The organism is Klebsiella pneumoniae subsp. pneumoniae HS11286 (assembly GCF_000240185.1).
Lineage (GTDB): Bacteria > Pseudomonadota > Gammaproteobacteria > Enterobacterales > Enterobacteriaceae > Klebsiella > Klebsiella pneumoniae.
Window position 1 is genome coordinate 5,077,290 of sequence record NC_016845.1, and the last position, 25,222, is coordinate 5,102,511.

23 protein-coding genes and 1 tRNA gene are annotated in these 25,222 nt (G+C 57.8%); 11 read left to right on the forward strand and 13 right to left on the reverse strand.

The window, feature by feature from the left end:
- Positions 1-152: 152 nt before the first annotated feature.
- The 7 genes from KPHS_50590 to KPHS_50640 form a co-directional block, all read right to left on the reverse strand.
- Positions 153-938 carry an IS3 family transposase gene (locus KPHS_50590; RefSeq protein YP_005229359.1) on the reverse strand — a complete coding sequence of 262 codons (786 nt, stop codon included), beginning with the start codon at positions 936-938 and terminating at the stop codon, positions 153-155.
- Between the two features lie 56 nt (positions 939-994).
- On the reverse strand, positions 995-1,516 hold the full coding sequence (locus KPHS_50600; protein ID YP_005229360.1) for an IS3 family transposase: 522 nt from the start codon (positions 1,514-1,516) through the stop codon (positions 995-997).
- 161 nt (positions 1,517-1,677) lie between these two features.
- Positions 1,678-1,754: transfer RNA gene (locus KPHS_t00570), tRNA-Pro, on the reverse strand.
- Positions 1,755-1,873: 119 nt separating this feature from the next.
- Positions 1,874-3,268: an ankyrin repeat domain-containing protein gene (locus KPHS_50610; RefSeq protein YP_005229361.1), complete on the reverse strand. Its 1,395-nt coding sequence runs from the start codon at positions 3,266-3,268 to the stop codon at positions 1,874-1,876.
- Between the two features lie 191 nt (positions 3,269-3,459).
- Positions 3,460-5,133, reverse strand: a complete 1,674-nt coding sequence (locus KPHS_50620; protein ID YP_005229362.1) for a putative transmembrane protein — start codon at positions 5,131-5,133, stop codon at positions 3,460-3,462.
- A gap of 242 nt (positions 5,134-5,375) precedes the next feature.
- Complete coding sequence (locus KPHS_50630; protein ID YP_005229363.1) at positions 5,376-6,581, reverse strand: MFS superfamily oxalate/formate antiporter; 1,206 nt, start codon at positions 6,579-6,581, stop codon at positions 5,376-5,378.
- A 241-nt stretch (positions 6,582-6,822) separates the two neighbouring features.
- Positions 6,823-7,404 (reverse strand): putative lipase, encoded by a 582-nt coding sequence (locus tag KPHS_50640; protein YP_005229364.1) that lies wholly within the window; start codon positions 7,402-7,404, stop codon positions 6,823-6,825.
- Between the two features lie 205 nt (positions 7,405-7,609).
- Here KPHS_50640 and KPHS_50650 point away from each other — a divergent pair, with 205 nt between their 5' ends.
- Together KPHS_50650 and KPHS_50660 are read left to right on the forward strand one after the other, a co-directional pair.
- On the forward strand, positions 7,610-8,191 hold the full coding sequence (locus tag KPHS_50650; RefSeq protein ID YP_005229365.1) for a 3-methyladenine DNA glycosylase: 582 nt from the start codon (positions 7,610-7,612) through the stop codon (positions 8,189-8,191).
- A complete protein-coding gene (locus KPHS_50660) occupies positions 8,169-8,609 on the forward strand; it encodes a GNAT family acetyltransferase (protein ID YP_005229366.1) in 441 nt (146 codons plus the stop codon). Before KPHS_50650 ends, KPHS_50660 begins: the two co-directional genes overlap by 23 nt.
- Here the strand turns inward: KPHS_50660 and KPHS_50670 are convergent.
- Positions 8,578-10,908 carry a biotin sulfoxide reductase gene (locus tag KPHS_50670; protein YP_005229367.1) on the reverse strand — a complete coding sequence of 777 codons (2,331 nt, stop codon included), beginning with the start codon at positions 10,906-10,908 and terminating at the stop codon, positions 8,578-8,580. The two genes, KPHS_50660 and KPHS_50670, sit on opposite strands and share 32 nt — an antisense overlap.
- Positions 10,909-11,075: 167 nt before the next feature.
- Between KPHS_50670 and KPHS_50680 the strand changes: the two genes are divergently transcribed.
- Complete coding sequence (locus KPHS_50680) at positions 11,076-11,738, forward strand: putative outer membrane lipoprotein (RefSeq protein YP_005229368.1); 663 nt, start codon at positions 11,076-11,078, stop codon at positions 11,736-11,738.
- A gap of 8 nt (positions 11,739-11,746) precedes the next feature.
- Here KPHS_50680 and KPHS_50690 read toward each other — a convergent pair whose 3' ends face one another.
- On the reverse strand, positions 11,747-11,863 hold the full coding sequence (locus tag KPHS_50690) for a hypothetical protein (RefSeq protein YP_005229369.1): 117 nt from the start codon (positions 11,861-11,863) through the stop codon (positions 11,747-11,749).
- On the opposite strand from KPHS_50690, the gene KPHS_50700 reads away from it, so the two are divergent.
- The 5 genes from KPHS_50700 to KPHS_50740 all read left to right on the forward strand — a co-directional run bounded on the left by KPHS_50700 (position 11,842) and on the right by KPHS_50740 (position 17,039).
- Positions 11,842-12,858: a putative transcriptional regulator gene (locus KPHS_50700; RefSeq protein ID YP_005229370.1), complete on the forward strand. Its 1,017-nt coding sequence runs from the start codon at positions 11,842-11,844 to the stop codon at positions 12,856-12,858. The genes KPHS_50690 and KPHS_50700 overlap by 22 nt on opposite strands.
- 111 nt (positions 12,859-12,969) lie before the next feature.
- Positions 12,970-13,719: a putative sugar phosphate isomerase/epimerase gene (locus KPHS_50710; RefSeq protein YP_005229371.1), complete on the forward strand. Its 750-nt coding sequence runs from the start codon at positions 12,970-12,972 to the stop codon at positions 13,717-13,719.
- Between the two features lie 3 nt (positions 13,720-13,722).
- Complete coding sequence (locus KPHS_50720; RefSeq protein ID YP_005229372.1) at positions 13,723-14,658, forward strand: putative kinase; 936 nt, start codon at positions 13,723-13,725, stop codon at positions 14,656-14,658.
- 104 nt (positions 14,659-14,762) lie between these two features.
- Entirely contained in the window at positions 14,763-16,043 is a 1,281-nt protein-coding gene (locus KPHS_50730; protein YP_005229373.1) for a general substrate transporter, read from the forward strand.
- 24 nt (positions 16,044-16,067) lie between these two features.
- A complete protein-coding gene (locus KPHS_50740) occupies positions 16,068-17,039 on the forward strand; it encodes a 2-hydroxyacid dehydrogenase (RefSeq protein ID YP_005229374.1) in 972 nt (323 codons plus the stop codon).
- 108 nt (positions 17,040-17,147) lie between these two features.
- On the opposite strand, the gene KPHS_50750 is transcribed toward KPHS_50740, so the two are convergent.
- Complete coding sequence (locus KPHS_50750) at positions 17,148-17,858, reverse strand: DUF3053 domain-containing protein (RefSeq protein ID YP_005229375.1); 711 nt, start codon at positions 17,856-17,858, stop codon at positions 17,148-17,150.
- Positions 17,859-18,298: 440 nt separating this feature from the next.
- On the opposite strand from KPHS_50750, the gene KPHS_50760 reads away from it, so the two are divergent.
- The 3 genes from KPHS_50760 (at position 18,299) to KPHS_50780 (ending at position 20,655) form a co-directional block, all read left to right on the forward strand.
- Complete coding sequence (locus KPHS_50760) at positions 18,299-19,654, forward strand: major facilitator superfamily permease (RefSeq protein YP_005229376.1); 1,356 nt, start codon at positions 18,299-18,301, stop codon at positions 19,652-19,654.
- 245 nt (positions 19,655-19,899) lie between these two features.
- Positions 19,900-20,190 (forward strand): putative transcriptional regulator, encoded by a 291-nt coding sequence (locus tag KPHS_50770; protein YP_005229377.1) that lies wholly within the window; start codon positions 19,900-19,902, stop codon positions 20,188-20,190.
- A 252-nt stretch (positions 20,191-20,442) separates the two neighbouring features.
- The gene (locus KPHS_50780) at positions 20,443-20,655 is read left to right on the forward strand and encodes a major cold shock protein (RefSeq protein YP_005229378.1); all 213 of its coding nucleotides are present in this window, start codon (positions 20,443-20,445) and stop codon (positions 20,653-20,655) included.
- Between the two features lie 98 nt (positions 20,656-20,753).
- Here the strand turns inward: KPHS_50780 and KPHS_50790 are convergent, their stop codons facing one another.
- The 3 genes from KPHS_50790 to KPHS_50810 all read right to left on the reverse strand — a co-directional run bounded on the left by KPHS_50790 (position 20,754) and on the right by KPHS_50810 (position 25,222).
- Complete coding sequence (locus tag KPHS_50790) at positions 20,754-22,373, reverse strand: ABC transport system ATP-binding component (protein YP_005229379.1); 1,620 nt, start codon at positions 22,371-22,373, stop codon at positions 20,754-20,756.
- Positions 22,374-22,674: 301 nt separating this feature from the next.
- On the reverse strand, positions 22,675-22,827 hold the full coding sequence (locus KPHS_50800) for a small toxic polypeptide (protein ID YP_005229380.1): 153 nt from the start codon (positions 22,825-22,827) through the stop codon (positions 22,675-22,677).
- Positions 22,828-23,152: 325 nt separating this feature from the next.
- Positions 23,153-25,222 carry a glycyl-tRNA synthetase subunit beta gene (locus KPHS_50810; RefSeq protein ID YP_005229381.1) on the reverse strand — a complete coding sequence of 690 codons (2,070 nt, stop codon included), beginning with the start codon at positions 25,220-25,222 and terminating at the stop codon, positions 23,153-23,155.

The window sequence follows — 25,222 nt, forward strand, 5'->3', positions numbered from 1 at the left end:
ATGCAATGGAAGATATCACAAAATAGCGAATAGCCGGCTGAAAACGTGAGTAAAGACGTTTATTGTGATTTTGGTGGTATTTTTGGCCAGTTGTGCACTGATGATGCCCGGCGGCGCTGCTGGACTGACCCCATAAAGTTGGATGGTTCATATTAAGCGGCTCTCAGAGCCTGGGTTCGGTACTCTACCGGACTCAGGCCTTTTAATTTCAGGCTTATCCGCTCGTTGTTGTAGTAATGGATATAGTCCTCTACGGCTTTTCTTAGCGCACTGACACTCCTGAACTCCCTCAGATAAAAACACTCCGATTTCAGGGTCCCGAAGAAGTTTTCCATCACTGCATTATCCAGGCAGTTTCCTTTACGCGACATACTCTGCGTCATCCCATGCGCCTTTAAACGTTCCTGATAGCTCCTCATCCTGTAATGCCAGCCCTGATCCGAGTGCAGCAGCGGAGCATCTCCCGGTCTGAGCTTCGGGAACGCACCGTCCAGCATCGTATTCACCATCTCCATCACCGGCCTTTCCGACAGGCTGTAGGCGATAACCTCCCGGTTAAACAGATCGAGAACTGACGACAGGTAAAGCTTTTTTCCCTGTACCGGGAACTCTGTCACATCTGTTACCCATTTTTCGTTGGCTTTTGACGCACCGAAGTTCCGGCTCAGGATATTGGGCGCGGCCTCGCCCGTTCTCCCTTTCCAGGCACGATATTTTTTCGCCCTTATCACAGACCGGAGTGACAGTTCTGCCATCAGCCGCTGCACTGTTTTATGGTTTATCCGCAGCCCCTGTTTTCTCAGTGCGAGCGTGATCCTGCGGTAGCCATAACGACCTTTGTGATAGTGGTATATCTTCCTGATGTTCTCTTTAAGACCCGCATACCTGTCCCCTTGCTTCAGTGCATTCATATTGTAATACCACGTGCTACGGGACATACCGGCCGCCCGCAGAAGGTCCCGCAGAGCGTGTTCATGCCTTAGTTCACTGATTATCAGGGCTTTTTGCCATTTTTTTCGCTCTGAACCAAGGCTTTCAACTTTTTTAGATAGGCATTCTCTGCCCGCAGATAACGCAGTTCGGCCCTGAGTTCTTCGGGGGAGAGTTTTTCCAGCTCTTTATCTGTTAGTGGTGGGATATTTTTTGGCTTTGTCATTTTTCCGGGCCGTCCGCATTGTATGTTTAAAAGACCTTCCGCTCCGGCATCGTTGTACACGTCGAGCCAGCGCCGGACAAGTATTTCTGCGGAGAGATTAAACCGGGCAGCCGCTTCACGCATCGTCAGGCGGTCACTGATAACCGCCCGGACGACCACGAGTTTAAATTCATCGGAATAATGATTATTTTTTGCAGTCAGGCCTTCTGCACCGTGGAACTGCCATGCCCTGACCCAGCGACGGACAGATGTTCTTTCAATACCAAAAAGGTCGGCTGTACTCTGTTCTCCGTCTTTACCGGACAAATAATGATTAACCACAGCCAGTTTTGTTTCAGGGGAATACTTTGGTTTAGCCATAAAATTGCACCTTACTCAGTTGGGTGTCCAACTTTTGGGGTGCAGTCCATGCGCTTGCGCGGGCCTACGAAACGCGAGTCGAACCTCCTGCCCCCGGAGGTTCTCATCCTCACTGGCCTCAGATGCAAAAAAGCCTGCTCATTGAGCAGGCTTTTCGAATTTGGTCGGTGATAGAGGATTCGAACCTCCGACCCCTTCGTCCCGAACGAAGTGCGCTACCAGGCTGCGCCAATCACCGAATGCGGGGCGCATCTTACTGCTGGGATGCCTACCCGTCAATGCCTTATTTTCAAAAAATCGCTCAACCGGCGAGAAACTCAGCAGCCTGAGCAGCGAATCGCCGGTTGCTCAACGTTTTTAGCGGCAGTTGACCTCAAACGTTTTGCGATACTCGGATACCTTACATGTCACCGGCTCGCCGAGATAGGTTGCGCCCGCCGGGGTGAATGTAAACTCTCCCAGTAGCATCGTCAGCTCCCCCAGCTCCGGGCAGGATTGCTGATGACGCATAATATCCGGGCGGGTATCGTTATTCACCGCCCGGGCGATGTCGCTGTATGCCAGCTTGTCAGCAAAGGCATTAGCACAAAACTGCAGTTCGCTTTGCGCCATATGCGCGGCCTGCCCCTTCAGCTCGGCATGCTGTGCCAGCAGCAGCTGGCGAACCTCGCCGGCCCGGCTGTAGCCAATCGCCGTATAGCCGGCCTTATTGCTGAGGTTGACGCTGGCGCCAGCCGCAAGCAGCGCCTCGACATTGGCTTTATTATTCATTTTGACCGCCAGCATCAGCGGGCTGAGATCGTTGGCGGAAAGCTGGTCCACCTTTGCGCCGCGCTGCGCCAGCGCCGCGATCACCGCAGGCGCCCCCTGACCCGCCGCCACCTGCAGCGCCGTGAGTCCTTCACGGTTCGGCTGATCCACTTCCACCCCGGAGGCCGACAGCGCCAGCACCAGATCGGGATCATCCCCCGCCGCCGCCAGCATCAGCGGTGTGGTGCCGGATTTATCCGCCAGGCTGGTGTCCGCCCCGGCGTTGGCCAACGTCGTGATGGTTTCCGCCGATCGCGCGTGATCGACAGCGAGGAAAAAGGCCGATTCCCCGGACGCGTTGACAGCCTTCACGTCCGCGCCGTGCTTGAGGAGCAGCGCCACTATCTCGTCGACGTTCTTCTTAAACGCGCCGGGCGCCAGTTGTAACGCCATGTCTTCGGTCATCAGCGCGCGATTGCCCGTCGCCAGCGATTTCGCCGCCGTTGCGCCAACTATCTTGTCCAGCGTACTCTCCTCTTCGACAGGCGCATCGGGCTTTTTCATCGCCAGAATATGCTGATAGTCGTTTCTGATGTCCCCGCCGTCGGAGATGGCGGACATCAATGCCGTACTCTTGTCGATGGAGGTCTGATTCACCGACGCTCCCGCCTGGAGAAGATCGCCGATAATCGCGGTATCGCTGCCACGCGCCGCCGCCAGCATCAGCGCCGTGACGCCCTGGCGCGTCTGGAGGTTCGGCTTCGCCCGACGCTTAAGCAGCAATTCCACCACATCGCGTCGATTTTCCGCAGCAGCGACCATCAGGCCGCTTAAGCCGGTTTTATCCTGACCATCCACATCAATGCCGTTATCCAGCATGGCTGCGATCGTCGCTGGCGCATCGTATTTACAGGCCAGCAGGAACTGGCTGGTCTCTTCCTCAGACTGGCAGCCCGCGAGCATCATCAGGCACAGTAGGACCAACCCCTTTATCACCTTCATCCTTTCTCTCCATGAAAAGTTCATGCACAGGGGAAGCGAGGAAACAGGGGTAATCAAAGAAGAAGAGGTCACCTGCCAGACACGTCCACTGTGCGAAAAAAATCCCTCGCGCGGCGTCAGCCGGCGAGGGATTAGCTTATCCTGGGCTCAGGAAAGGAAAACAGACCCGAGAATCTGAAAACTATCGGGCCTTACTTTTTCCACCGGCACCAGTTGTTGTTCTCATTGATCCCGCCATCCGGCGAGGTATAGCCGAGGCAGCCCATAATGGTGTCGTACAGCTCGACGTGACGGCGCGGCACCTTCATCGCAGCCTGCTGCTGCAGATGGGCAAACGCGGCGGCGTGATCGGGATTTTCCAGGTACTTATCCGACATCCACACCATCATCGGCACGCGGAACTGCTCCGGCGGCGCCATCTTGCGCGGCGTACCGTGCAGGTGTTCACGCTCGTTAATCGACTCCCCGTGGTCGGCGGCATAGAACACAATCGCTTTCTTATCCCGCAGCTGGTCGAGGACGCTGACGATAAAGTGATCGACATAGGTCACGCTATTGTCGTAGGAATTGATCAGTTCCGCTTTCGAGCACTTGTTGTCGACGCCGACGCACTCCGGTTTCCACTGGGCGAAGCTGCGCGGGTAGCGTTGGGTGTAGTTAAAGTGGGAGCCTTTGGTGTGGAGAATGATCAGATGCTTACCGGAGGCGTTGCCCTGCGCCATACCGCGCTTCATCTCATCCACCAGCAGCATATCGTCAACGCTCTTACCGCGGTTGCGCGGCTCGGCGCCAATCTGCTCGCGGTAGGCGATATTGTTGGCCATCGTGTTGCTGTAGAACCACATCTCGCTCTGCATGGCGTACAGATTGCCGCTGAAGCCCAGCTGATGCAGCACGGCAAAGACATTCTGCTCTTTGAGCGTCCGCTGTGGGTTATCTTCCGCCCCGCCCTCGCGCACAAACATGCAGCGTAACGACAGTTTGGTAGCGGTATCGCACGAGTAACCGCGGAAGGCGACGAGATTCTTCTCTTTCTCCAGCTCTGGCGTGGTATTGCGGCTATAGCCGAGGATGCCCATATGGTCCCAGCGGGTCGTTTCGCCAATGATAAACACCACGTAGGTATCATCCAGACCTTCCGGCGCGACGTAGGTGAACTTCTTCGCCGGGTTAATCAGCGATTTGTTGTCTGAGGATTCATCCACCTGCGCCCAGGCGTACAGACCCAGCGCCGACAACCAGTTCGACGGCAGGTAAGAGTTGGCGATCACCCCGCCATAGCTCGGCATATCCACTTCCGAATGGCGCTCCACATCATGCTGGCGCAGCTCTAGCAGGCGGATGGGTCCCCAGACAATCAGTCCGGCCAGCACCACGATCAGCACGTTTTTAACCCGCTGGCCCGGGGTGCGCAGCTGGCGCAGCAGCGTATGGCGGCAGCGGTTGCTCCAGATGAACAGCAACGGCGGCGCGCTCACCGCCACCAGCCAGAGGATCAGGTGCCAGCCGATGACCTCTTTCGACAGGTCGATATCGGTGGTCATCACCGAAGCGATGATCCCGTAGCCAATCACCACATTGAGGAACGTCATGTAGTAACTCGCCGCGGCGGAAAACAGGACAATCAGCGTCGCCAGAATGCGCCAGATACGGCGGCCGAACAGCGACAGAAGACGTAACAGGAAGAAGGTGACAAATACCGTGGCAACCAGTTCAACAACACCGGAAAGCCCTTTCCAGAAAGTGAACTCTTGAGCATAACCATCGAAACGCCGGAAAAAAACGGCGACGTTCATAAACCAGCCGATGTACAGCGCCAGCCAAAAACTAAGCTTCTGCTGCGTCATCGTTCTAATATATTTCATGCAAGCAAACCTGGAAAAAGAAGAATAAAACACCGCCTGACGCTGTGGCACGAGTCAGTAGGCTAATAGGGTGCGTTAGGGTTGGTTATCAGAAACCTCTACAAACCGCGATAAGTAGACCACAGGGAACGAGAAAAGTATCAGGAGGGAATGTGATCCAGCCAAACATTTACAAAACATTTGGCTGGATTGGCACTATTTGCTTAGGGAAATAACCAGGGGCACGTTTCACGCTGCAGGTTTCAGGCGTGCGCCTCGTTATATACCGTGCTTTTCGGCTGACGAATGGTGGTGGATAACGCCAGCGAGAGGATCAGCAGGGCGAAGATCACGCAGAAGGTCACGTAGAAACCGCCGAACAGCGAAGCGATGAGAGAGCCGCAGATGCTGCCGATACCGAAGCCCAGATAAATCACGCCATAGTTTTTCGCCAGATTGTTCAGACCAAAGAACTCACTCACCAGCGACGGGAAGACGGTAATGGTGCCGCCGAAGTTAAAGGCGACGCAGGCGATGGCGGCGAAGAAGGTCAAGGCATTCAGCGGGGCGAACAGCAGCGCGGCCATCCCCACCAGCGACACGACCTGACCGATGGTAATCACGCGAATGCGGGAGATTTTATCAGACAGGATACCTAACACCAGGCGACCGCTGAGGTTCGCAATCGAGATAACCGTTACCGCGTTGGCCGCCGTGGCGACATCCAGGTGGACCATTCCCTGGGCAATATCTTTCGCTACGCCAATTACGTACAGACCGCTCATGCAGGCCGTCAGGAACATCACCGCCAGCATCCAGTACTGCGGTTTACGCATCGATTCGGCGAGGGTGAAGTCGTTTTCCACGACGCCGTTGGCCGCGGTGGCTGCCGGGTGATTTGGCGCATCTTTCATCAGGGTCGCGCCAAAGACGATCATCACCAGCACGATAGCGCCCCAGATAACGAAGGTTTTTTCCAGGCCAACGGTGGCCAGCAGGTGGGAATCAATGAATTTGAACCCCAGGCTGCCGAGACCATAGGAGCCAATGGAGAAGGCGGAGATCAACCCTTTACGCTCCGGGAACCATTTCACGCAGTTCGACAGGGTCAGCAGGTAACCGGCGCCGTCCGCCAGCCCCACCAGCACGCCCGCGCTCAGCCACAGCATCATCAGGCTGCTGGAGTGCGCGGTCAGGAAGAAGCCCAGGCCGAGCAGGATCCCGGAGGCCATGGTGACGCGCTTCACGCCAAAGCGCTCCTGCAGCTTGCCGGCGACCGACGAAGAGAGTGCCAGCCCGAGGCTCAGCAGACCAAAGGAAAAAGCCACCTGACTGACCGGCTCGCCCAGTTTGTCAGACAGCGAACTGTTAAACAGGCTCCAGGTATAAACCGAACCGAGAGCGAATTGGGTGATGATGGTGCCGATCAGTGTCAGCCAGCGGGTCGATTGACGGTTTGCAGCGTTCATAGCAGTTGTCCTGATAAATTAACTGCCGCCACAATAGCGAAGGCCCCTCATCCAGTGGGGGAAAAAGGCATGAACTGCCATCAGCGGGGAATGAAATGCATTAATGTTGGAATGAATGGCATTGCATAACATTCATTCCGTAAATTACAGGCAAAAAGTTAGTGTGCGCTATCTCACAGAAATGCGCCATTGCTGAGATTTAACAATAACCACATCGTTTCAAATGCGTAACAATTCCCGATTAAAAATTGGCGCTGACCCCCATCAAATAGAGCGTATTTTCCCCTGACGGCAGGTTATCCGCCTGCGACAGCGTTGCCCATGCCGCCACGTGGGATCCCAACCGCATATCAGCGCCCAGGGTGACATCGCTCCAGCCTCCCTCCCTGGCACGGGACATCGGCGCCCAGACATCGCTGGCGAGCGACTGGTTATAGCTCACCTGCGCCCAGGGATGCACGCCCCACAGCGCCTGATAATCCATGCGCCAGCCGAGCGTGTTAACGTAGCCCGCCTCGCCTGCGCTTCTCACCGTCGGCGCGGTGACGTCGCTGCGCAGGCTGGCCACCGGCCCGGAGGTTACGCCGTTTGCCAGCGGATAATTCCAGCCAATGCTCAGGCCGCGGCCGCTGTCCGGCGGCGCCAGCCCCTGGTTTAACGCCAGCCCCCCGGGCGTCTCAGAGGACTTCATCCGCTCGGCGAGAATATCTTCATAACGTGGTTGGTGATCGCTATCCCATGTATAGCGTTCCGACGTATTACTTTTTGTATCGATAGCGATATATTCCTGTTGCCAGGCATTCGCTCCAGAGACACATGACACCCAGACGGATACGCTCGCCGGGATCAAGAACCCCCGGAGGCCATTGCATTTCTTTATTATCATTAATGCGACTCCAGAAAAGAGCCGAATCGGCAATATTGCTGTGTTTTTAGTGGGGATACGATTTCCCTGTATTAACTATTATCTTTATCTTTCAGCCGTCAAGGCGGGCGTCCACTTTTTTAGCGCAGAGGGAGAAACAGCTATGCAGCGTTGCGGATGGGTGAGTCAGGATCCGTTATACATCGAGTATCACGATACCGAATGGGGTGTGGCGCAAAAAGAGGGTCGCCAGCTGTTTGAAATGATCTGCCTTGAGGGCCAGCAGGCCGGTTTATCGTGGATCACGGTGTTAAAAAAACGGCAGAACTACCGCCAGGCTTTTCACCAGTTCGATCCGGTGCGCGTGGCGGCGATGGGTGATGACGATATCGAGCGACTCCTGCAGGATACCGGCATCATTCGCCATCGGGGAAAAATCCAGGCCATTATCGGCAACGCCCGCGCCTATCTGGCGATGGAAGAAAATGGCGAGTCGTTCACTGATTTTGTCTGGTCCTTCGTCGACAATGCGCCACAGGTGACCCGCGCTGCGACGCTGGCGGAAATTCCCACCACGACGCCGGCCTCCGATGCGCTGTCGAAGGCATTGAAAAAACGCGGCTTTAAGTTTGTCGGCTCGACAATCTGTTATTCCTTTATGCAGGCCTGTGGGCTGGTCAACGACCATGTCACCGGCTGCTTCTGTCACCCTGGAGGTCAGGATGATCCGCAAGTGGGACACTGAAGATACCGCGCCGCTGCTGGCGCTGTGGCTGGACAGCACGATTCATGCCCATCCTTTTATCAGCGAAAGCTACTGGCGCGACAGCGTCGCGGTAGTACGGGATGTCTATCTTCCCGCCGCCAGCACCTGGGTCTGGGAGCAGGATGGCGAGTTAAAAGGCTTTGTCAGCGTGCTGGACTCCCGTTTCGTCGGCGCGCTGTTTGTCGCGCCGGGCGCCACCCGCCAGGGCATTGGCCGGGCGCTGCTGGATGAAATCAAACAGCACTACGCCTGGCTGAGCCTTGAGGTTTATCAGAAGAACGAATCGGCGGTCAGTTTCTACCATGCGCAGGGCTTCCGGATTGAAGACTGCGCATGGCAGGACGATACTCAGCACCCGACGTGGATTATGCGTTGGCCGGCGGATCAAATGCCGTAAGCGGCAGCGCCGGGCCGGTATATTTCTCCAGCCACGCCAGGGCGGTGTTCCCGGCACAGCCGTTGCCCAGCCGGGATGTCGGAATATCTTTGGTTAAGACGTTCACCGCCCCGTTTTTGCAGATGCCGACCTGCGGATCCAGGTCGGGCCACGCTCCTTCATGCAGGCAAATCACCCCCGGGCGGATCCCCTCCGTCACCACGGCGCCGGCCAGCACCTGACCGCGGGCGTTCCATACCCGCACCAAATCGCCATCGACAATCCCGCGCGCCTGCGCATCCTGCGGATGAATAGTCACCGGTTCGCGCCCGGCGACGGCATAGCGCTCGCGCAGCGCGGTGTGGTTCAGTTGACTGTGCAGACGGTGGGCCGGATGGGCCGACAGCAGCTGCAGCTGCCCCGCCTCTGCGTTGCCATGCCACTCGTCGGGCTCCAGCCACATCGGATGCGGCGGACAGTCGGCGTAACCAAAAGCGGCGATGGTCGGCGAGTGGATCTCTATTTTACCGCTCGCCGTTTTCAGCGGGTTGGCCTGGGGATCGGCGCGGAAGGCGGCGAAACGCGCAAAACGGGCATTCTCCGGCTCCTCCGGCATCTCAATCAGCTGGTTAGCCTGCCAGAATTCGGCAAATGGCGGCAGCGTCACCTGCTGCTGGGCGCCGCGCCGGGCGGCCATCTGATAGAAAGTCTCCAGCCACTGCAAATCACTCTTCCCTTCGGTGAAGCGTTCGCGGCCACCCGCCTCCCAGCGTTCGCTGAGGTCGGCAAAGACCGCGAAATCGTCGCGCGCTTCATCTCGCGGAGCAACCACCTGCTTCATCGGCACCAGATGCTGGTTACTGTAGTCCCCGGTCATGGTCAGATCGTTGCGCTCAAACGAGGTGGTCGCCGGCAGGACGATATCGGCATGGCGCGCGGCGGCGGTCCAGAAGCATTCGGAAATGACGATAAGCTCCGGTTTCTGCCACGCCTGAATCAGTCGGTTGGTGTCCTGATGATGAGTAAAGTTGGCGCCGCCGGCCCACCAGATAAAGCGAATATCGGGAAAGCGCCGCGCCATGCCGTTGTGCTGATACTCCGCCCCCGGATTCTCCAGCGCCTCGACAATTCGTGCGACCGGGATCTTCTCCACCGCGTCCACGCCTCCGGCCACGCTCCCCTGCATCGAGCCCAGCACCGCCGCGCGGCGGGTCGGGTTGCCGCCGTTGGCAAAATGATAGGAAAGACCAAACCCGCCACCGGGGGTGCCGATCTGTCCCAGCATGGCGGCCAGAGTGACCAGCATCCAGTGTTTCTGCTCGCCATACTGCTGACGCTGCATGCCCCAGCCGGCCATCAGCATAGTGGTATTTTCGTGGAAAAGTTGCGCCAGTTCGCGGATTTTATCTGCTTTAACGCCGCAGATCGCTGCTGCCCACTCAGCGGTTTTCGCTACGCCGTCGCTTTCGCCGGTCAGATAGCGGGCAAAAATATCGTAGCCGCTGGTGCAGCGGGTAAGAAACGCATCATCCTGCCAGTCATTTTCCACCAGCGTATGGGCGATCCCCAGCATCAGCGCGACGTCGGTGCCCATATGCGGCGCGATCCACTCCATCGAATCGCCAAAGAAATCGACGGTTTCCGATCGCATCGGATCGATGCAGATCAGCCGCTTACCGCTCTGGCGCAGCCGATCAAACCACGGGATCCCTTGCTCGTCGGAGGCATTCCAGGCAATTTTCAGCGTGTTCAGCGGGTTGGCGCTCCACAGCACCACCACTTCGCTGTGCTCGAGCACCAGCGGCCAACTGGTCTGCTGCTGATACACCTCATTGCCGCCAACGACATAAGGCATGATCGCCTGCGCCGCGCCGGTGGAGTAATCGCCAAGATGGCCGGTATAGCCGCCCGCCAGGCTCATATAGCGCTGCAGCAGCGTCGCCGCCTTATGCAATACGCCGTTAGAGCGCCAGCCGTAGGAGCCGGCAAAAATGGAGGCCGGACCGTAGCTGTCGCGGATCCGCCGATGCTGGGCATCGATCAGATCCAGCGCCTGCTCCCAGCTCACCCGCACGAATTCATCCTGACCGCGGACCCCCTGGGGCTTGTCCGGTGAAGCAAGGAAGCCTTTACGCACCATTGGATAGCGCACGCGGGTTTTGCTGTGCACCTGATCGCGCACTGCCGTTTGCAGCGAGTTGGCAAACGGTGTCGCCAGCGCGCCGCGGGAAGAGAGGACGTTTTCCCCGTCCGTTTCCACCAGCATCGGTCCCCAGTGGGCGGCGGTTAAGATGGTTTTGGTTGCAGATGAGGTTGGCAAGGGCGGCTCCTGGTCAGCGAATGCAGGTGTCATGACGGCGTGATGGGCAACCGTTCAATGTTATTTACAAAAAGAGATGGTATCCGGGGAATTTTCTCCGTAATCGCGCGTCATAATCAACCGTCACGTTCGCTGTGACAAAGAATAAAAAGGATTAAGGATATTAAATGAAAAAACGCGTACTTATGATTGCGGCGCTGGTCAGCGGCACTCTGGCCATTTCTGGCTGCACCACCAACCCCTATACCGGTGAACGTGAAGCAGGCAAATCCGGTATTGGCGCAGGTATTGGCTCCTTAGTGGGCGCTGGCGTCGGCGCGCTCTCCTCTTCCAAACATGACCGCGGCAAAGGCGCGCTGATTGGCGCAGCGGCCGGCGCGGCGCTCGGCGGCGGCATTGGTTACTACATGGACGTGCAGGAAGCGAAGCTGCGCGACAAAATGCAGGGAACCGGGGTCAGCGTGACGCGAAATGGCGACAATATCGTGCTGAACATGCCGAATAACGTCACCTTCGACAGCAATAGCGCCAACCTGAAGCCGGCCGGCGCCAACACCCTGACCGGCGTGGCCATGGTGCTGAAAGAGTATGAGAAAACCGCTGTTAACGTGGTCGGCTACACCGACAGCACCGGCAGCAAGGATCTGAATATGCGTCTGTCGCAACAGCGTGCGGACAGCGTCGCCAGCGCGCTCATCACCCAGGGCGTGGCGGCCAATCGCATTCGCACCACCGGCATGGGCCCGGCAAACCCGATCGCCAGCAACAGCACGGCGGAAGGCAAAGCGCAGAACCGTCGCGTGGAAATCACCCTCAGCCCGCTGCAGTAAGCGCATCTTCATATCGCCCGGCAGCCGTTCTGCCGGGCAAAATGCTTGATATCGCTATTTTTCGCGCTAAGGTGTTGGCAGATTTTCAGCAAAGGAAGCCACCATGGCGAAAGCGGCGCGTGCAACTATCAGCGATGTGGCGAAAGCCGCAAAGACCGGCAAAACCAGCATTTCACGTTATCTTAACGGCGAGAAGCATCTGCTTTCCGACGACCTGTTATCACGTATTGAAAAAGCCATTGCCGAACTCGACTACCGCCCCAGCCTGATGGCCCGCGGCCTCAAGCACGGCCGGACCCGCCTCATCGGCCTGATCATCGCCGATATCACCAACCCCTACTCGGTCAACGTCATGAGCGGCATTGAAGCAGCCTGCCGGGAAAAGGGCTTCACCCTGCTGGTGTGTAATACCAATAACGAGCTCGATCAGGAGCTGCACTACCTGGACCTGCTGCGCAGCTACCAGGTGGAGGGTATTGTCGTCAACGCAGTCGGTATGCGGGAGGATGGCCTGAACCGCCTGCAGCAGTCGGCCCTGCCGATGGTGCTGATTGACCGTAAAATCCCCGACTTCGCCTGCGATGTGGTCGGGCTTGATAACGCCCAGGCCGCCACCACCGCCACCGAACATCTGGTGGAAAAAGGATTCGAGGCCATCCTGTTTCTCAGCGAACCGCTGGGCTCGGTGAATACCCGTCGCGAGCGCCTGAGCGCCTTTCGCGCCACGCTTGCCCGCCACCACGGCGTGGTGGCCGAAAACGCCGAGGTGCAGCTTAACGACGGCGCGATGCTGGACAACGTCCTGCGTCAGTTCCATGCCCGCCACCGCGGGATGCGCAAAGCGGTCATCTCCGCCAACGGCGCGCTGACGCTGCAGGTAGCCCGCGCCCTGAAGCGCGTCGGCCTGATCTGGGGGAGCGATATCGGCCTGCTGGGCTTCGACGAACTGGAGTGGGCGGAGCTGGCCGGCGTCGGTATTACCACCCTCAAACAGCCGACGTGGCAGATCGGCTACGCGGCGGTCGAACAGGTTATTCGGCGCATTGCCGGCACTAACGACCCCATCCGCGAACGGGTATTTTCCGGCGAGCTTATCGTCCGCGGATCAACCTCCCGTTAACGATCCTTCGTGATGCCGATCATAAATTAAACATCTCGCCCTTTCTTATGGAACCGATACCATCTAGCGTATTAAGGAGATTAAGCAACAAACGCCGGGAGTAAGAGCGCGATGGCCAGAAAAATTATTGTCGTTACCGCTGCGTATGGTAATGACCATGTTAAATCCTTAGGCGGGCAGGCCGCCGTCCTGCCGTTTATCGCCAACGCCGGCGCGGACGGCGTCGAAATCCGCCGCGAGCTGTGCAGCGCGGAAGAGCTCAACGCTCTGCCCTCGCTGGCGGCCACCATTGAGCGCCACGGCCTGCTGGCCTGCTACTCCGCGCCGCAGGCGCTGTTCACCGACAACGGCGAGCTTAACCCGGATCTCCCGACGCTGCTCGCGGAAGCGCAAACCCTGAACGCTCTGTGGCTGAAGCTCTCCCTTGGCCATTTCCTCCACAATCAGCAGTTGGATGAACTGCGCGATATCCTCAGCGACAGCGGCATGGCGTTGGTGGTAGAGAATGACCAGACCGACTGCGGCCAGCTGGCGCCGATGCAGCGCTTCAAAGCCGCCTGCCGGGTCCATCAGCTGCCGATCACCTTAACGTTTGATATGGGCAACTGGCTGTGGGTTGGCGATTCGCCGGAAGAGGCGGCACGTCATCTTGCGCCGGCGGTCAGCTATATTCATGTTAAAGCGGCGGAGCCTCATCATGAGAAATTCCGCGCTGTACCGCCGGATCAGGCCGCCGAACGCTGGCTGGCCCTGCTCGATAATCTTCCCGCCGACGCGCCGCGTGGAATCGAGTTTCCGCTGACTGGCCATGACCTGACGGCCGTGACCCGCCGCTACGTCAACCTGTTACGCGAGGATTAAGTCGTGGAAAATTTAGATGTCATCACCATCGGCGAAGCTATGGCCATGTTTGTCGCCACCGAAACCGGGGATCTGGCCGAGGTGGAGCATTTCATGAAACGTGTCGCCGGCGCCGAGCTGAACGTCGCCACCGGCCTGGCGCGCCTGGGTCTGAAAGTCGGCTGGGTGAGCCGCGTCGGCAACGACAGCTTTGGCCGCTTCGTACTGCAATCGCTGGCGAAAGAGGGGATCGATAGCCACGCTGTGGCCATCGACAACCGCTTCGCTACCGGTTTCCAGATGAAATCGAAAGTCGAAAATGGAACCGATCCCATTGTGGAGTATTTCCGCAAAGGATCCGCAGCCAGCCATCTTTCGCCGGACGATTTTCGCGCCGACTACTTCACCAGCGCCCGCCATCTGCACCTGAGCGGCGTCGCGGCGGCCCTTTCTGAGAGCTCTTACGCGTTGCTGGAGCATGCGGCGAAGGTAATGAAAGCCGAAGGAAAAACCCTCTCTTTCGACCCCAATCTGCGCCCGGTGCTGTGGAAAAGCGAAGCCGAGATGGTGGAGAAACTCAACCGTCTCGCCTTCCAGGCTGACTGGGTTTTGCCAGGCTTAAAAGAGGGCGTGATTCTTACCGGCCAGCAGACCCCGGAAGGGATTGCCGATTTCTATCTCTCCCGCGGCGTCAAGGCGGTAGTCATTAAAACCGGCTGCGACGGCGCCTGGTTCAAGAGCGCCAGCGGCGAACAGGGAACGGTCGATGCCATTAAAGTCGATAACGTCGTCGATACCGTCGGCGCCGGCGACGGCTTTGCCGTCGGGGTGATTAGCGCCCTGCTGGAAGGCAAAACCCTGCTTCAGGCGGTGAACCGCGGCAATAAAATCGGTTCGCTGGCGATTCAGGTCCAGGGCGACAGCGAGGGGCTGCCCACTCGCGACGCGCTGGGCGAGTAACTTTTCTACGCAACGATAACAGCCGTCCTGTACCCTACCTGCAGCGCGGCACAGCAGCGTCCGTTTCGACGGACGTATGTCTCCTCATTGACAGAGGCAAGCCTATGAATAGCTCAACAAATGCAACGAAACGCTGGTGGTACATCATGCCTATCGTGTTTATCACGTATAGCCTGGCGTACCTCGACCGCGCCAACTTCAGCTTCGCCTCCGCGGCAGGCATTACCGAAGACCTGGGCATCACCAAGGGGATCTCCTCCCTTCTGGGGGCGCTGTTCTTCCTCGGCTACTTCTTCTTCCAGATCCCCGGCGCTATCTATGCGGAGCGCCGCAGCGTTCGCAAACTGATCTTTATCTGCCTGATCCTGTGGGGCGGTTGCGCCTCCCTGACCGGTATTGTGCATAATATCCCGGCGCTGGCGGCGATCCGCTTTATCCTCGGCGTCGTCGAAGCCGCGGTGATGCCGGCGATGCTTATCTATATCAGCAACTGGTTCACCAAATCAGAGCGCTCTCGCGCCAACACCTTCCTGATCCTCGGTAACCCGGTGACGGTCCTGTGGATGTCGGTAGTCTCCGGCTACCTGATTCAGGCCTTCGGCTGGCGGGAAATGTTCATCATCGAAGGGGTGCCGGCGGTGATCTGGGCCTTCTGCTGGTGGGTGCTGGTGAAAGATAAGCCGTCGCAGGTGTCCTGGCTGGCGGAGAGTGAAAAAGCGGCGCTGCAGGAACAACTGGATCGTGAACAGCAAGGCATCAAAGCGGTGCGTAACTATGGCGAAGCCTTCCGCTCCCGCAACGTGATCCTGCTCTGCGCGCAGTATTTTGCCTGGAGTATCGGCGTATACGGCTTTGTACTGTGGCTGCCGTCGATTATCCGCAGCGGCGGTGAAAATATGGGGATGGTGGAAGTGGGCTGGCTCTCTTCTGTCCCGTACCTGGCGGCCACCATCGCCATGATCGTCGTCTCCTGGGCCTCGGATAAACTGCAAAACCGTAAGCTGTTCGTCTGGCCGCTGCTGCTGATTGGCGGACTGGCCTTCATCGGTTCCTGGGCGGTCGGCGCCAACCACTTCTGGGTCTCCTACACCCTGCTGGTGGTGGCCGGGGCGGCAATGTATGCGCCTTACGGCCCCTTCTTCGCCATTATTCCGGAAATGCTGCCGCGCAACGTCGCCGGGGGCGCCATGGCGCTGATCAACAGCATGGGCGCCCTGGGCTCCTTCTGCGGCTCGTGGTTTGTCGGCTACCTGAACGGCGCCACCGGCAGCCCCGCAGCGTCCTATATTTTTATGGGGGTAGCGCTTTTCGCCTCAGTATGGCTGACTTTGATTGTTAAGCCTGCTAATAATCAAAACCTTCCACTTGGCGCTCATCACGCCTGAACGACTCATACTACGGAGATTCGCATGAAGCCGTCTGTCATTCTCTATAAAACGCTTCCCGACGACCTGCTACAGCATCTGGAGGAGCACTTTTCCGTCACTCAGGTGAAAAACCTGCGGCCGGAGACCGTTTCGCAGCACGCTGAGGCCTTCGCCCAGGCTGAAGGCCTGCTGGGCTCCAGCGAAAAGGTTGACGCCGCGCTGCTGGAGAAGATGCCGAAGCTGCGTGCGACCTCCACCGTTTCCGTTGGCTATGACAACTTCGACGTCGAGGCGCTGAACGCCCGCCGGGTGCTGCTGATGCATACCCCGACCGTGCTGACCGAGACCGTCGCCGATACGGTCATGGCGCTGGTGCTGAGTACCGCGCGCCGGGTGGTGGAAGTGGCGGAGCGCGTCAAAGCGGGTGAATGGACGAAGAGCATTGGTCCGGACTGGTTCGGCACGGATGTTCACCATAAAACCTTAGGCATCGTCGGCATGGGCCGCATCGGTATGGCGCTGGCGCAGCGCGCCCACTTCGGGTTCGGCATGCCAATCCTGTATAACGCGCGTCGCCAGCATCCGCAGGCGGAAGAACGCTTCAATGCCCGCTATTGCGATCTCGATACCCTGCTGCAGGAGGCTGACTTTGTCTGCCTGATCCTGCCCCTGAGCGAAGAGACTCACCATCTGTTCGGTCAGGCGCAGTTTGCAAAAATGAAATCTTCCGCCATCTTCATTAACGCCGGGCGTGGCCCGGTAGTGGACGAGCAGGCGCTGATCGCCGCCCTGCAGAACGGTGAGATCCACGCTGCCGGTCTCGATGTGTTCGAACACGAACCGCTGGCCAAGGACTCACCGCTGCTGAGCCTGCCGAACGTCGTCGCGCTGCCGCATATCGGCTCCGCCACCCATGAGACGCGCTACAATATGGCGGCCTGCGCGGTGGACAACCTGATCGACGCCCTGAACGGCAACGTAGAGAAAAACTGCGTCAATCCGCAGGTAAAATAAGCCATAAAAAAACCCGGGTAACGGCGGCAACCGCCCTCCCCGGGTTCTTTTTGCATCCTGTCCATCATCCTGCCCGTTCGCCGCAGCCAACGTCAGCCAGATGAAGCATTAACGGGTGGCGTTCACCGCCGCCGTCCATGCCTGATTAAACGCCTGATGCTGCGCCGCCAGCGGCCCAATCAGCGCATTGTACTGGCTGGCCTGCTGGGAGGTTGGGAACTGAATGCCGTTGGCGACAAAGCTCACCTGCGTCCCCTGCTGAGCGACAAAATCCCCAACCTGAACCAGCTGCTGGGTAAAGATCTGCGCGGCCGGGATCAGCGGCTGCAGCGCGTCGGCTGGCGCCGTCACCACCTTGGCGTAAACCTGATCGAAGACCGGCTTGAGATCGTCAGCCTGCTTCAGCGCGCCATGCGCGGCATCGGCCTGCATTTTCGCATTCTGCAGCTGCTGGCTGAGCACGCCCAGCGCGCCGTTCGCCTGACGCAGCGGCTCACGCTGGGTCATATAATCCTGCGGGACGCGGATCGCATTGACGCTGTCCACCACCGGGCGCAGACCAGCGTCCATCGCCTGGCTCACCTGCTGCGAGTAACCGTAGATCACCGCGTAGTCAGAGACAAAAGGCCCAAACTGTTTTTTCTGATCGGCGGTCAGCGTCGGCAGACGTTCACCGCTACGCATCGCCGTATTCTGCAGGAAGTCGATAAACGCTTTGCGCTGATCGCCCTCTTTATCAAAACACCCACTCAGGCTAACCACCATCAATAAGGCCGCCATAGCCGCAAACCAGCGAGAGCAGGACTTTCCTGTCGCCATTTTTTTACTCCTTTCAGCCAAAAAAAGCGCACAACGGCACACACGTGCCAGACGCTGACAAGGATAGTCCAGCTCGGCCTCGCAGGATACCCTTTCCTGCTAATCTTACGCGGGAAAAACACCATTTTGCACGCCATCGTCGCGCTGTAGAACGTCTGTTATGCGCATCACAAATATGGTCTTAAGATCAGGTGGGCCAGAACCTCATAAACCATTGATATTAATATAAATAAAAAGCCACAACCCGGCACTGCGCCTTAAAGCGGACGATAATCGCACGCTTTGGCACGCGTCTGGATTGCCTGCCTCGCACTTCAATGATTTGATGAATGAGCGATTAACGGCGACATGTTCGATTATCGCACAAATCAAACTCAACGACGCGAAGGCGACGATAATAATAAACCTCTGTCCCTCGCTCAGTCTGCCAGGAAAGCCGTATGACTAAGACAACCATCGACATTCAGGCCTTTATCAACGAGCACCCCTTCACCCGCTACCAGTGGATGATCCTTGCGCTCTGCTTTATCACCGTCGCGATGGACGGGTTCGATACCGCAATTATCGGGTTCATCGCCTCCGACCTGGTGCAAGAGTGGGGCGTGGAAAAATCGGCCCTCGGCCCGGTGATGAGCGCCGCGCTGGTGGGCCTGGCGGTCGGCGCCTTAACCGCAGGGCCGCTGGCTGACCGCATCGGCCGCAAAAAAGTGCTGATCATGTCGATCGTGGTGTTCGGCGGATTCAGCCTGCTCACCGCCTTCGCCACCAGCCTTAATCAGCTGACGCTGCTGCGCTTCCTGACCGGTCTGGGCCTTGGCGCGGCGATGCCGAATGCCGCAACGCTAATGAGTGAATATGCGCCGGAGCGCCGTCGGGCGCTGCTGGTGAACCTGATGTTTGTCGGCTTTCCGATGGGATCTTCGCTGGGCGGCTTTTTATCCGCCTGGATGATCCCGCACTATGGCTGGCAGAGCGTGCTGGTGCTGGGCGGCGTGATGCCCCTCCTGCTGGCGGTGGCATTAATATTCCTGCTGCCAGAGTCCGTCCGCTATCTGGTAGTGAAGCAGCACCCGGCGCAGCGCATTGCTGCTATCCTGCGCCATATCGCGCCGCTGCCGAAGACAGTGGAATTTGTACTACGCGAAGCAGGCCAGGTGAAAGAGAAATCCGCGATCGGCGTCATTTTCTCTCCTCGCTACGCGGTGGGTACCGTGATGCTGTGCCTGACCTACTTTATGGGCCTGCTGATTTTCTATCTGCTGACCAGCTGGCTGCCGCTGCTCATCCGTGAAACCGGCGCCTCGATGAGTCAGGCCTCAATTATCACCGCCCTGTTCCCGCTCGGCGGCGGGATTGGCGTGCTGATCCTCGGCGCCCTGATGGACAAGATCAACCCCAATAAAGTGGTGGCCGTCGGCTGGCTGCTGACCGGCGTTTTTGTCTGCCTGGTGGGTTTCTCCACCAGCAGCCTGGCGCTAATGGGAGTGATGGTCTTTATCGCCGGCAGCATTATGAACGGCGCGCAGTCGTCGATGCCGGCGCTGGCGGCTGGCTTCTATCCGACGCAGGGGCGCGCCACCGGCGTCGCCTGGATGCTGGGTATCGGCCGCTTCGGCGGCATCCTCGGCGCGTTCAGCGGCGCCTTCCTGATGCAGGCTCAGCTCTCCTTTGAGACCATTTTCACCCTGCTGGCCATCCCGGCGTTCCTGTCAGCCTTTGCGCTGCTGATCAAGTACCGGGTCAGTAAATCCGTGCCGGCGACGACAGATGAGGCGAGAAGCCTGCAGAAAGCCTAACCCTATAAGCCGGCGCCCCGCGCCGGCTTTGCCGCTTTTTTCTTATCCGTTTACAAAAATTTTCGAAGCCACCTCATCGCGTTAATAATCATTCTTTTAGGCTACGCTGCCGTTTGGCTGTCGGGGCAGATTCGATAGCCTGTTGGCAAATAATCACCGACGTTACCATCCCTTGCGCCATTTTCTGACTATTCTTAATGAGCTATAGAAAAATCTTTTCCGCTGTGTGATAAAAGGAGTTCTCAATGGAATATAAAGATCCCGTGTTTGAACTGCTGAGCAGCCTGGAACACATCGTTTTTAAGGATGATAATCAGAAACTTACCTCAAACCGTAAGTCCACTGTATTTAGTGAATTTGAACAGCTGCGTAAAGGCACTGGACTTAAGATTGACGACTTTGCCAACGTCATGGGCGTGAGCGTCGCCATGGTAAGAGAGTGGGAGTCGAGACGGGTCAGACCGTCTCCCACCGAGCTGAAATTGATGCGCCTGATTCAGGCCAATCCACAGCTTTCACGACAATTACTCGATTAATCTCGCGCGCAGCGGCAAAGGCCAGTAAGGGAGCTTTTGCCGCTGCACCGTAAAAAAAAGTTTGCTATCAGGTGCTGAACGTGCGTTAATGCTCGCAGGTTTGATGTACAGACCACAGAGCAGTCGAATAGAGCAGTCCTTCAAAGGTTATCCAAAGATACCCCCGTAGTGAACTTTCCCTTTATCGCTTTAAATCTGTAGTCCAGACCCCTACGCCGCAAGGCTCACTTATTTTTTTAAAGGTAATTCACTATGTCCGGTAAAATGACTGGTATCGTAAAATGGTTCAACGCTGACAAAGGCTTCGGCTTCATCACTCCTGACGATGGCTCTAAAGACGTGTTCGTACACTTCTCTGCTATCCAGAACGATGGCTACAAATCCCTGGACGAAGGTCAGAAAGTATCCTTCACCATCGAAAGCGGCGCTAAAGGCCCGGCAGCTGGCAACGTAACTTCTCTGTAAGTTCAAGCCGCTAAGAATCGAGAATCCCTGCCTGATGGCGGGGATTTTTTTTATCTGTCGCCAGTAGCCGCCAGCATAAGATGGCGGCTACCGGGCATTCAAAGCAGGGAAAAGTGCCAGCTCGTCTCCCGCCACGCCAGACTATGGGTCAGCTTCAGACCTTGTAAAAACGCCTCATCATGCGACACCACCAGCATCGCGCCGGGAAACGCCGCCAGCGCGCTTTCAATAGCCTGCGTCGATGCTAAATCGAGATGGTTGGTTGGCTCATCCAACAAAAGCAGCTGGGCAGGCTCGCGTCGCCAGAGCACGCACGCCAGCGCCGCTTTCAGGCGCTCGCCGCCGCTGAGCGCCGACAGCGGCAGAGTGACCTTATCCGCGCCCAGCTGGAGCTGCGCCAGGCGGGTGCGCAGGAGGCCCTCATCCAGTGGGGTATCTTCCAGGCTCAGGTGCGCCATTACCGACAGGGATAAATCCAGCTGCGTCAGATGTTGATCGAGGTAAGCGGCGCTCACCGAAAGCCGAACATCGCCTGACGCGGCCTGCTCCAGCCCCAACAGCGTTTTCAGCAAAGTGGTTTTGCCACAGCCGTTTGGCCCCTTTAGCGCGATGCGCATCGGACCATCGATACGCCAGTTCAGCGGCGCAGCCGGCGCATGGTCGAGCTGCAATGACTCCACCACCAGAACCTGCTTGCCGGCGGCCACTTCGCTACCCGGCAGGGTAAACATCACTGGGGTCTCTTCCTCAACCCGCTCCCGCGCCTGCTGCACGGCGGCATTCAGACTGCTGTTCTGTTCACGATGCTGACGGCGCAGCGCTCCCGGGCGCTCTTTTGCCGCGCCTTTGTACTTCACGCGCTCGAAGGAGGCGATATTTAGCGTATCAACGGTACGCAGCGTCTGAGCCGAGCGCCGCTGGGCGGCGTCATGCTCCTTTTGCATTCGCGCGCGGGTGCGCCGTCGGTCGGTCACGGCATGCTCCAGCGCCGCGCGCGCAGCCTGCTGCTCCGCCATACGCTGGCGCTGATATTCATCATAGTTGCCGCCGTAGCTGCGCAGCGCCGTCGGCGTCAGCTCAATAATCCTCGGCATCCGCGTCAGCAGCTCGCGGTCGTGGCTGGCGATCAGAGCCCCGCCCTGCCAGCTTTCCAGTTGGTGATAGAGCCACTCCCGCCCCTGGCGGTCCAGATGGTTGGTAGGCTCATCCAGCAGCAGATAATCGGCGCCCGAGACGAAGGCGCCGCACAGCAGAGCCTTCATCCGCTCGCCGCCGCTGAGTGAAAACGCGGGGCGATCGGCAGAGAACGGCGGGAGATCGGCTTCACGGAACGCTAAACTCAGGCGATCGGTGAGATCCCAGTGACCATCTAACAGATCGAAATCGTCGGCCAGCCCTTGGCCCTGTTCAAGGCGAGACAAGGCGGCAAAAACCGACGCATAGCCCAGCAGCGTAGCGAGGGTGGTCTCCGGCGTGAGCGTCGGCTGCTGCGCTACCCAGGCAACGGCGGCGGCGCGCTCAATATGGCCGCCGGCAGGAGAATCAAGGCCCGCCAGCAGACGCAGCAGACGAGTCTTGCCGACGCCGTTCCGGCCGACCAGGCCGCAAAGGGACGGTTCCAGCGAGACGCTGAGCGGACCAAACAGGGTCTGTCCCGTCGCAAACTGACAGGTGACCTGATGTAAAACAAAAGCGGGGATGTGGGCGCAATGAGCCATAAGCACTCCTGAATGAAATCAATACTCCCCTACCCGCAACGTCTGCGAGGTAAGGCGTGAAATTCATCAGTCGTGTTTGTTCATTTGTGGGGCGCGCTCCGGTGAGACGAGGGATTCGTCGGGACATAGGATAGCCACACTCCGGTATGCGTTGCAAGCCTGTTTTATTCAACGATCTTGTAAAAATAAAAAGGCCTCCTGATATCAGGAGGCAAATGATTTATTTGGTGAACAATGAAAGGGTGCATTGAGAATGCCTGACACCGCAAGCATGGTGGGGATAGATCCCCACCAGATGCTCTTACTGTTTAATATCACAGGCTAAGAATGCCACCAGCTCAATATTTCCCTGCCTGCGCTGTAATTCACATAGCGAATCACGAACCATCCAGGTCAATAATAAAATAGTGAAGCAAATCACTACTAAGCCAAACAACAGATACTTTTGCGGCATTCCACGCCTCCAGTGTTGATTTTCAACAAGTAAGAGGCTACTCTTATGGTGTTCATGCATAGGGGAGCCTCACTTTGATTACTATCAGGTGGGGCTTTTCTCTGTCTGTCTCCCGCTGAATACCTGAGACACATAGTCTCAAGCACCCGCCGCCATTCTAGCGTAAATACCTCTCGGAATTATGTTTATATATTCCTAAAACTTTTCTTCTCGATGAATGCAAATAATGAAGATATCAATGGCAGAATTATTAACGGTTCACCTATTTATATTTCACGTATAAAAAAACCTGCCCTGAGGCAGGTCTTTATTATTACCGATACGCTTACTGCAGCAGAGAAATATCCGCCACCTGCAGGAACAGTTCACGCAGTTTGGACAGCAGCGTCAGACGGTTGATGCGAACATCTTTGTCTTCAGCGTTAACCATCACGTTCTCGAAGAACTCATCCACCGGCTCGCGCAGCGCGGCCAGCTCGATCAGCGCATCCTGATAACGGCCTGCGGCGAAATACGGCTGCAGCTTGTCGCGCAGCACCACCAGATTACCCGCCAGCTTAATTTCCGCCGCTTCTTTCAGCACCGAAGCGTGAACGATGTCGTTCAGCGTCTCATCGGATTTCGCGAGGATGTTAGAGACACGTTTGTTTGCCGCCGCCAGCGCGGAGGACTCTTCCAGAGTACGGAAGTGCGATACCGCCTTCATACGCGCATCGAAATCCGCCGGGCGGGTTGGACGACGCGCCAGTACCGCCTGGATCGTGTCGACGCCGTAGCCTTCGTCCTGATACCAGGCACGGAAGCGGCCCAGCATAAAGTCGATCACATCATCAACCACGTTGGCGTTGGTCAGCTTCTCACCGTACAGACGAACCGCTTCTTCGGTCAGCGTCTGCAGATCGAGATCCAGGTTCTTCTCAACGATGATACGCAGCACGCCCAGCGCGGCGCGACGCAGCGCAAACGGGTCTTTATCGCCTTTCGGATGCTGACCGATACCAAAGATACCCGCCAGGGTGTCCATCTTATCGGCAATCGCTACCGCGCAGGCCACCGGATTAGACGGCAGCGCGTCGCCAGCAAATCGCGGCTGATACTGCTCGTTCAGCGCCACGGCCACGTCTTCCGCTTCGCCGTCATGGCGCGCGTAGTGCATCCCCATCACGCCCTGGGTGTCGGTGAACTCGAAGACCATGTTGGTCATCAGGTCGCACTTGGACAGCAGGCCCGCGCGGGTTGCGTGGTTCACGTCAGCGCCAATCTGTTCGGCAATCCAGCCCGCCAGCGCCTGGATGCGATCGGTCTTGTCGCGCAGGGTGCCCAGCTGCTGCTGGAACAGCACGGTTTCCAGACGCGGCAGGTTATCTTCCAGACGTTTTTTACGGTCGGTATTGAAGAAGAACTCGGCATCGGCCAGACGCGGACGGACCACCTTCTCGTTACCGGAGATGATCTGCTGCGGATCTTTGGACTCGATGTTGGCCACGAAGATAAAGTTCGGCAGCAGTTTGCCGGCGTTGTCGTAGACCGGGAAGTACTTCTGGTCGCCCTTCATGGTGTAAACCAGCGCTTCAGACGGCACCGCGAGGAATTTTTCTTCGAACTTCGCCGTCAGCACCACCGGCCATTCCACCAGCGAGGTGACCTCTTCCAGCAGGCTTTCGCTCAGATCGGCTTGACCGCCGATCTTACGCGCCGCCTCTTGCGCATCAGCTTTGATTTTGGCTTTACGCTGTTCGTAATCGGCGATGACTTTACCGCGCTCCAGCAGGATCTGCGGGTACTGGTCGGCATGGTCGATGGTGAACTCCGGCTCGCCCATAAAGCGATGGCCGCGAATCACGCGATCGGACGGAATACCGAGGATAGTGGCCGGGATCACTTTGTCACCCAGCAGCAAAGTCACCGTGTGTACCGGACGCACGAAGTGGACGTCAGACGCGCCCCAGCGCATCAGTTTCGGGATCGGTAGCTTCGCCAGCGAGCTGGCAATCATGTTCGGCAGCAGCGCTTCGGTGCTTTCGCCCTTCACATGGGCGCGATACAGCAACCACTCGCCTTTGTCCGTGGTCAGACGTTCGGCCTGATCGACGGTGATACCGCAGCCGCGCGCCCAGCCTTCGGCCGCTTTGCTTGGCTTGCCTTCGGCATCGAACGCCTGGGCAATAGCCGGGCCGCGTTTTTCCACTTCGCGATCGGCTTGCGCCGCCGCCAGGTTGGCCACCTTCAGCGCCAGACGACGCGGGGCGGCAAACCATTCCACTTTACCGTGCGCAAGGCCAGCGTTATCCAGCTCCGCGGTCACATTCGCAGCAAAAGATTCCGCCAGGCTGCGCAGCGCTTTTGGTGGCAGCTCTTCAGTGCCGATTTCCACCAGAAAAGTATTCTCAGACAT

Coding starts and splice junctions, on each gene's coding strand:
- KPHS_50590 (YP_005229359.1), bottom strand. CDS start 938: ATGTCCCGTAGCACGTGGTATTACAATATGAATGCACTGAAGCAAGGG.
- KPHS_50600 (YP_005229360.1), bottom strand. CDS start 1,516: ATGGCTAAACCAAAGTATTCCCCTGAAACAAAACTGGCTGTGGTTAAT.
- KPHS_50610 (YP_005229361.1), bottom strand. CDS start 3,268: ATGAAGGTGATAAAGGGGTTGGTCCTACTGTGCCTGATGATGCTCGCG.
- KPHS_50620 (YP_005229362.1), bottom strand. CDS start 5,133: ATGAAATATATTAGAACGATGACGCAGCAGAAGCTTAGTTTTTGGCTG.
- KPHS_50630 (YP_005229363.1), bottom strand. CDS start 6,581: ATGAACGCTGCAAACCGTCAATCGACCCGCTGGCTGACACTGATCGGC.
- KPHS_50650 (YP_005229365.1), top strand. CDS start 7,610: ATGCAGCGTTGCGGATGGGTGAGTCAGGATCCGTTATACATCGAGTAT.
- KPHS_50660 (YP_005229366.1), top strand. CDS start 8,169: ATGATCCGCAAGTGGGACACTGAAGATACCGCGCCGCTGCTGGCGCTG.
- KPHS_50680 (YP_005229368.1), top strand. CDS start 11,076: ATGAAAAAACGCGTACTTATGATTGCGGCGCTGGTCAGCGGCACTCTG.
- KPHS_50700 (YP_005229370.1), top strand. CDS start 11,842: ATGGCGAAAGCGGCGCGTGCAACTATCAGCGATGTGGCGAAAGCCGCA.
- KPHS_50710 (YP_005229371.1), top strand. CDS start 12,970: ATGGCCAGAAAAATTATTGTCGTTACCGCTGCGTATGGTAATGACCAT.
- KPHS_50730 (YP_005229373.1), top strand. CDS start 14,763: ATGAATAGCTCAACAAATGCAACGAAACGCTGGTGGTACATCATGCCT.
- KPHS_50740 (YP_005229374.1), top strand. CDS start 16,068: ATGAAGCCGTCTGTCATTCTCTATAAAACGCTTCCCGACGACCTGCTA.
- KPHS_50750 (YP_005229375.1), bottom strand. CDS start 17,858: ATGGCGACAGGAAAGTCCTGCTCTCGCTGGTTTGCGGCTATGGCGGCC.
- KPHS_50760 (YP_005229376.1), top strand. CDS start 18,299: ATGACTAAGACAACCATCGACATTCAGGCCTTTATCAACGAGCACCCC.
- KPHS_50770 (YP_005229377.1), top strand. CDS start 19,900: ATGGAATATAAAGATCCCGTGTTTGAACTGCTGAGCAGCCTGGAACAC.
- KPHS_50780 (YP_005229378.1), top strand. CDS start 20,443: ATGTCCGGTAAAATGACTGGTATCGTAAAATGGTTCAACGCTGACAAA.
- KPHS_50790 (YP_005229379.1), bottom strand. CDS start 22,373: ATGGCTCATTGCGCCCACATCCCCGCTTTTGTTTTACATCAGGTCACC.
- KPHS_50800 (YP_005229380.1), bottom strand. CDS start 22,827: ATGCCGCAAAAGTATCTGTTGTTTGGCTTAGTAGTGATTTGCTTCACT.
- KPHS_50810 (YP_005229381.1), bottom strand. CDS start 25,222: ATGTCTGAGAATACTTTTCTGGTGGAAATCGGCACTGAAGAGCTGCCA.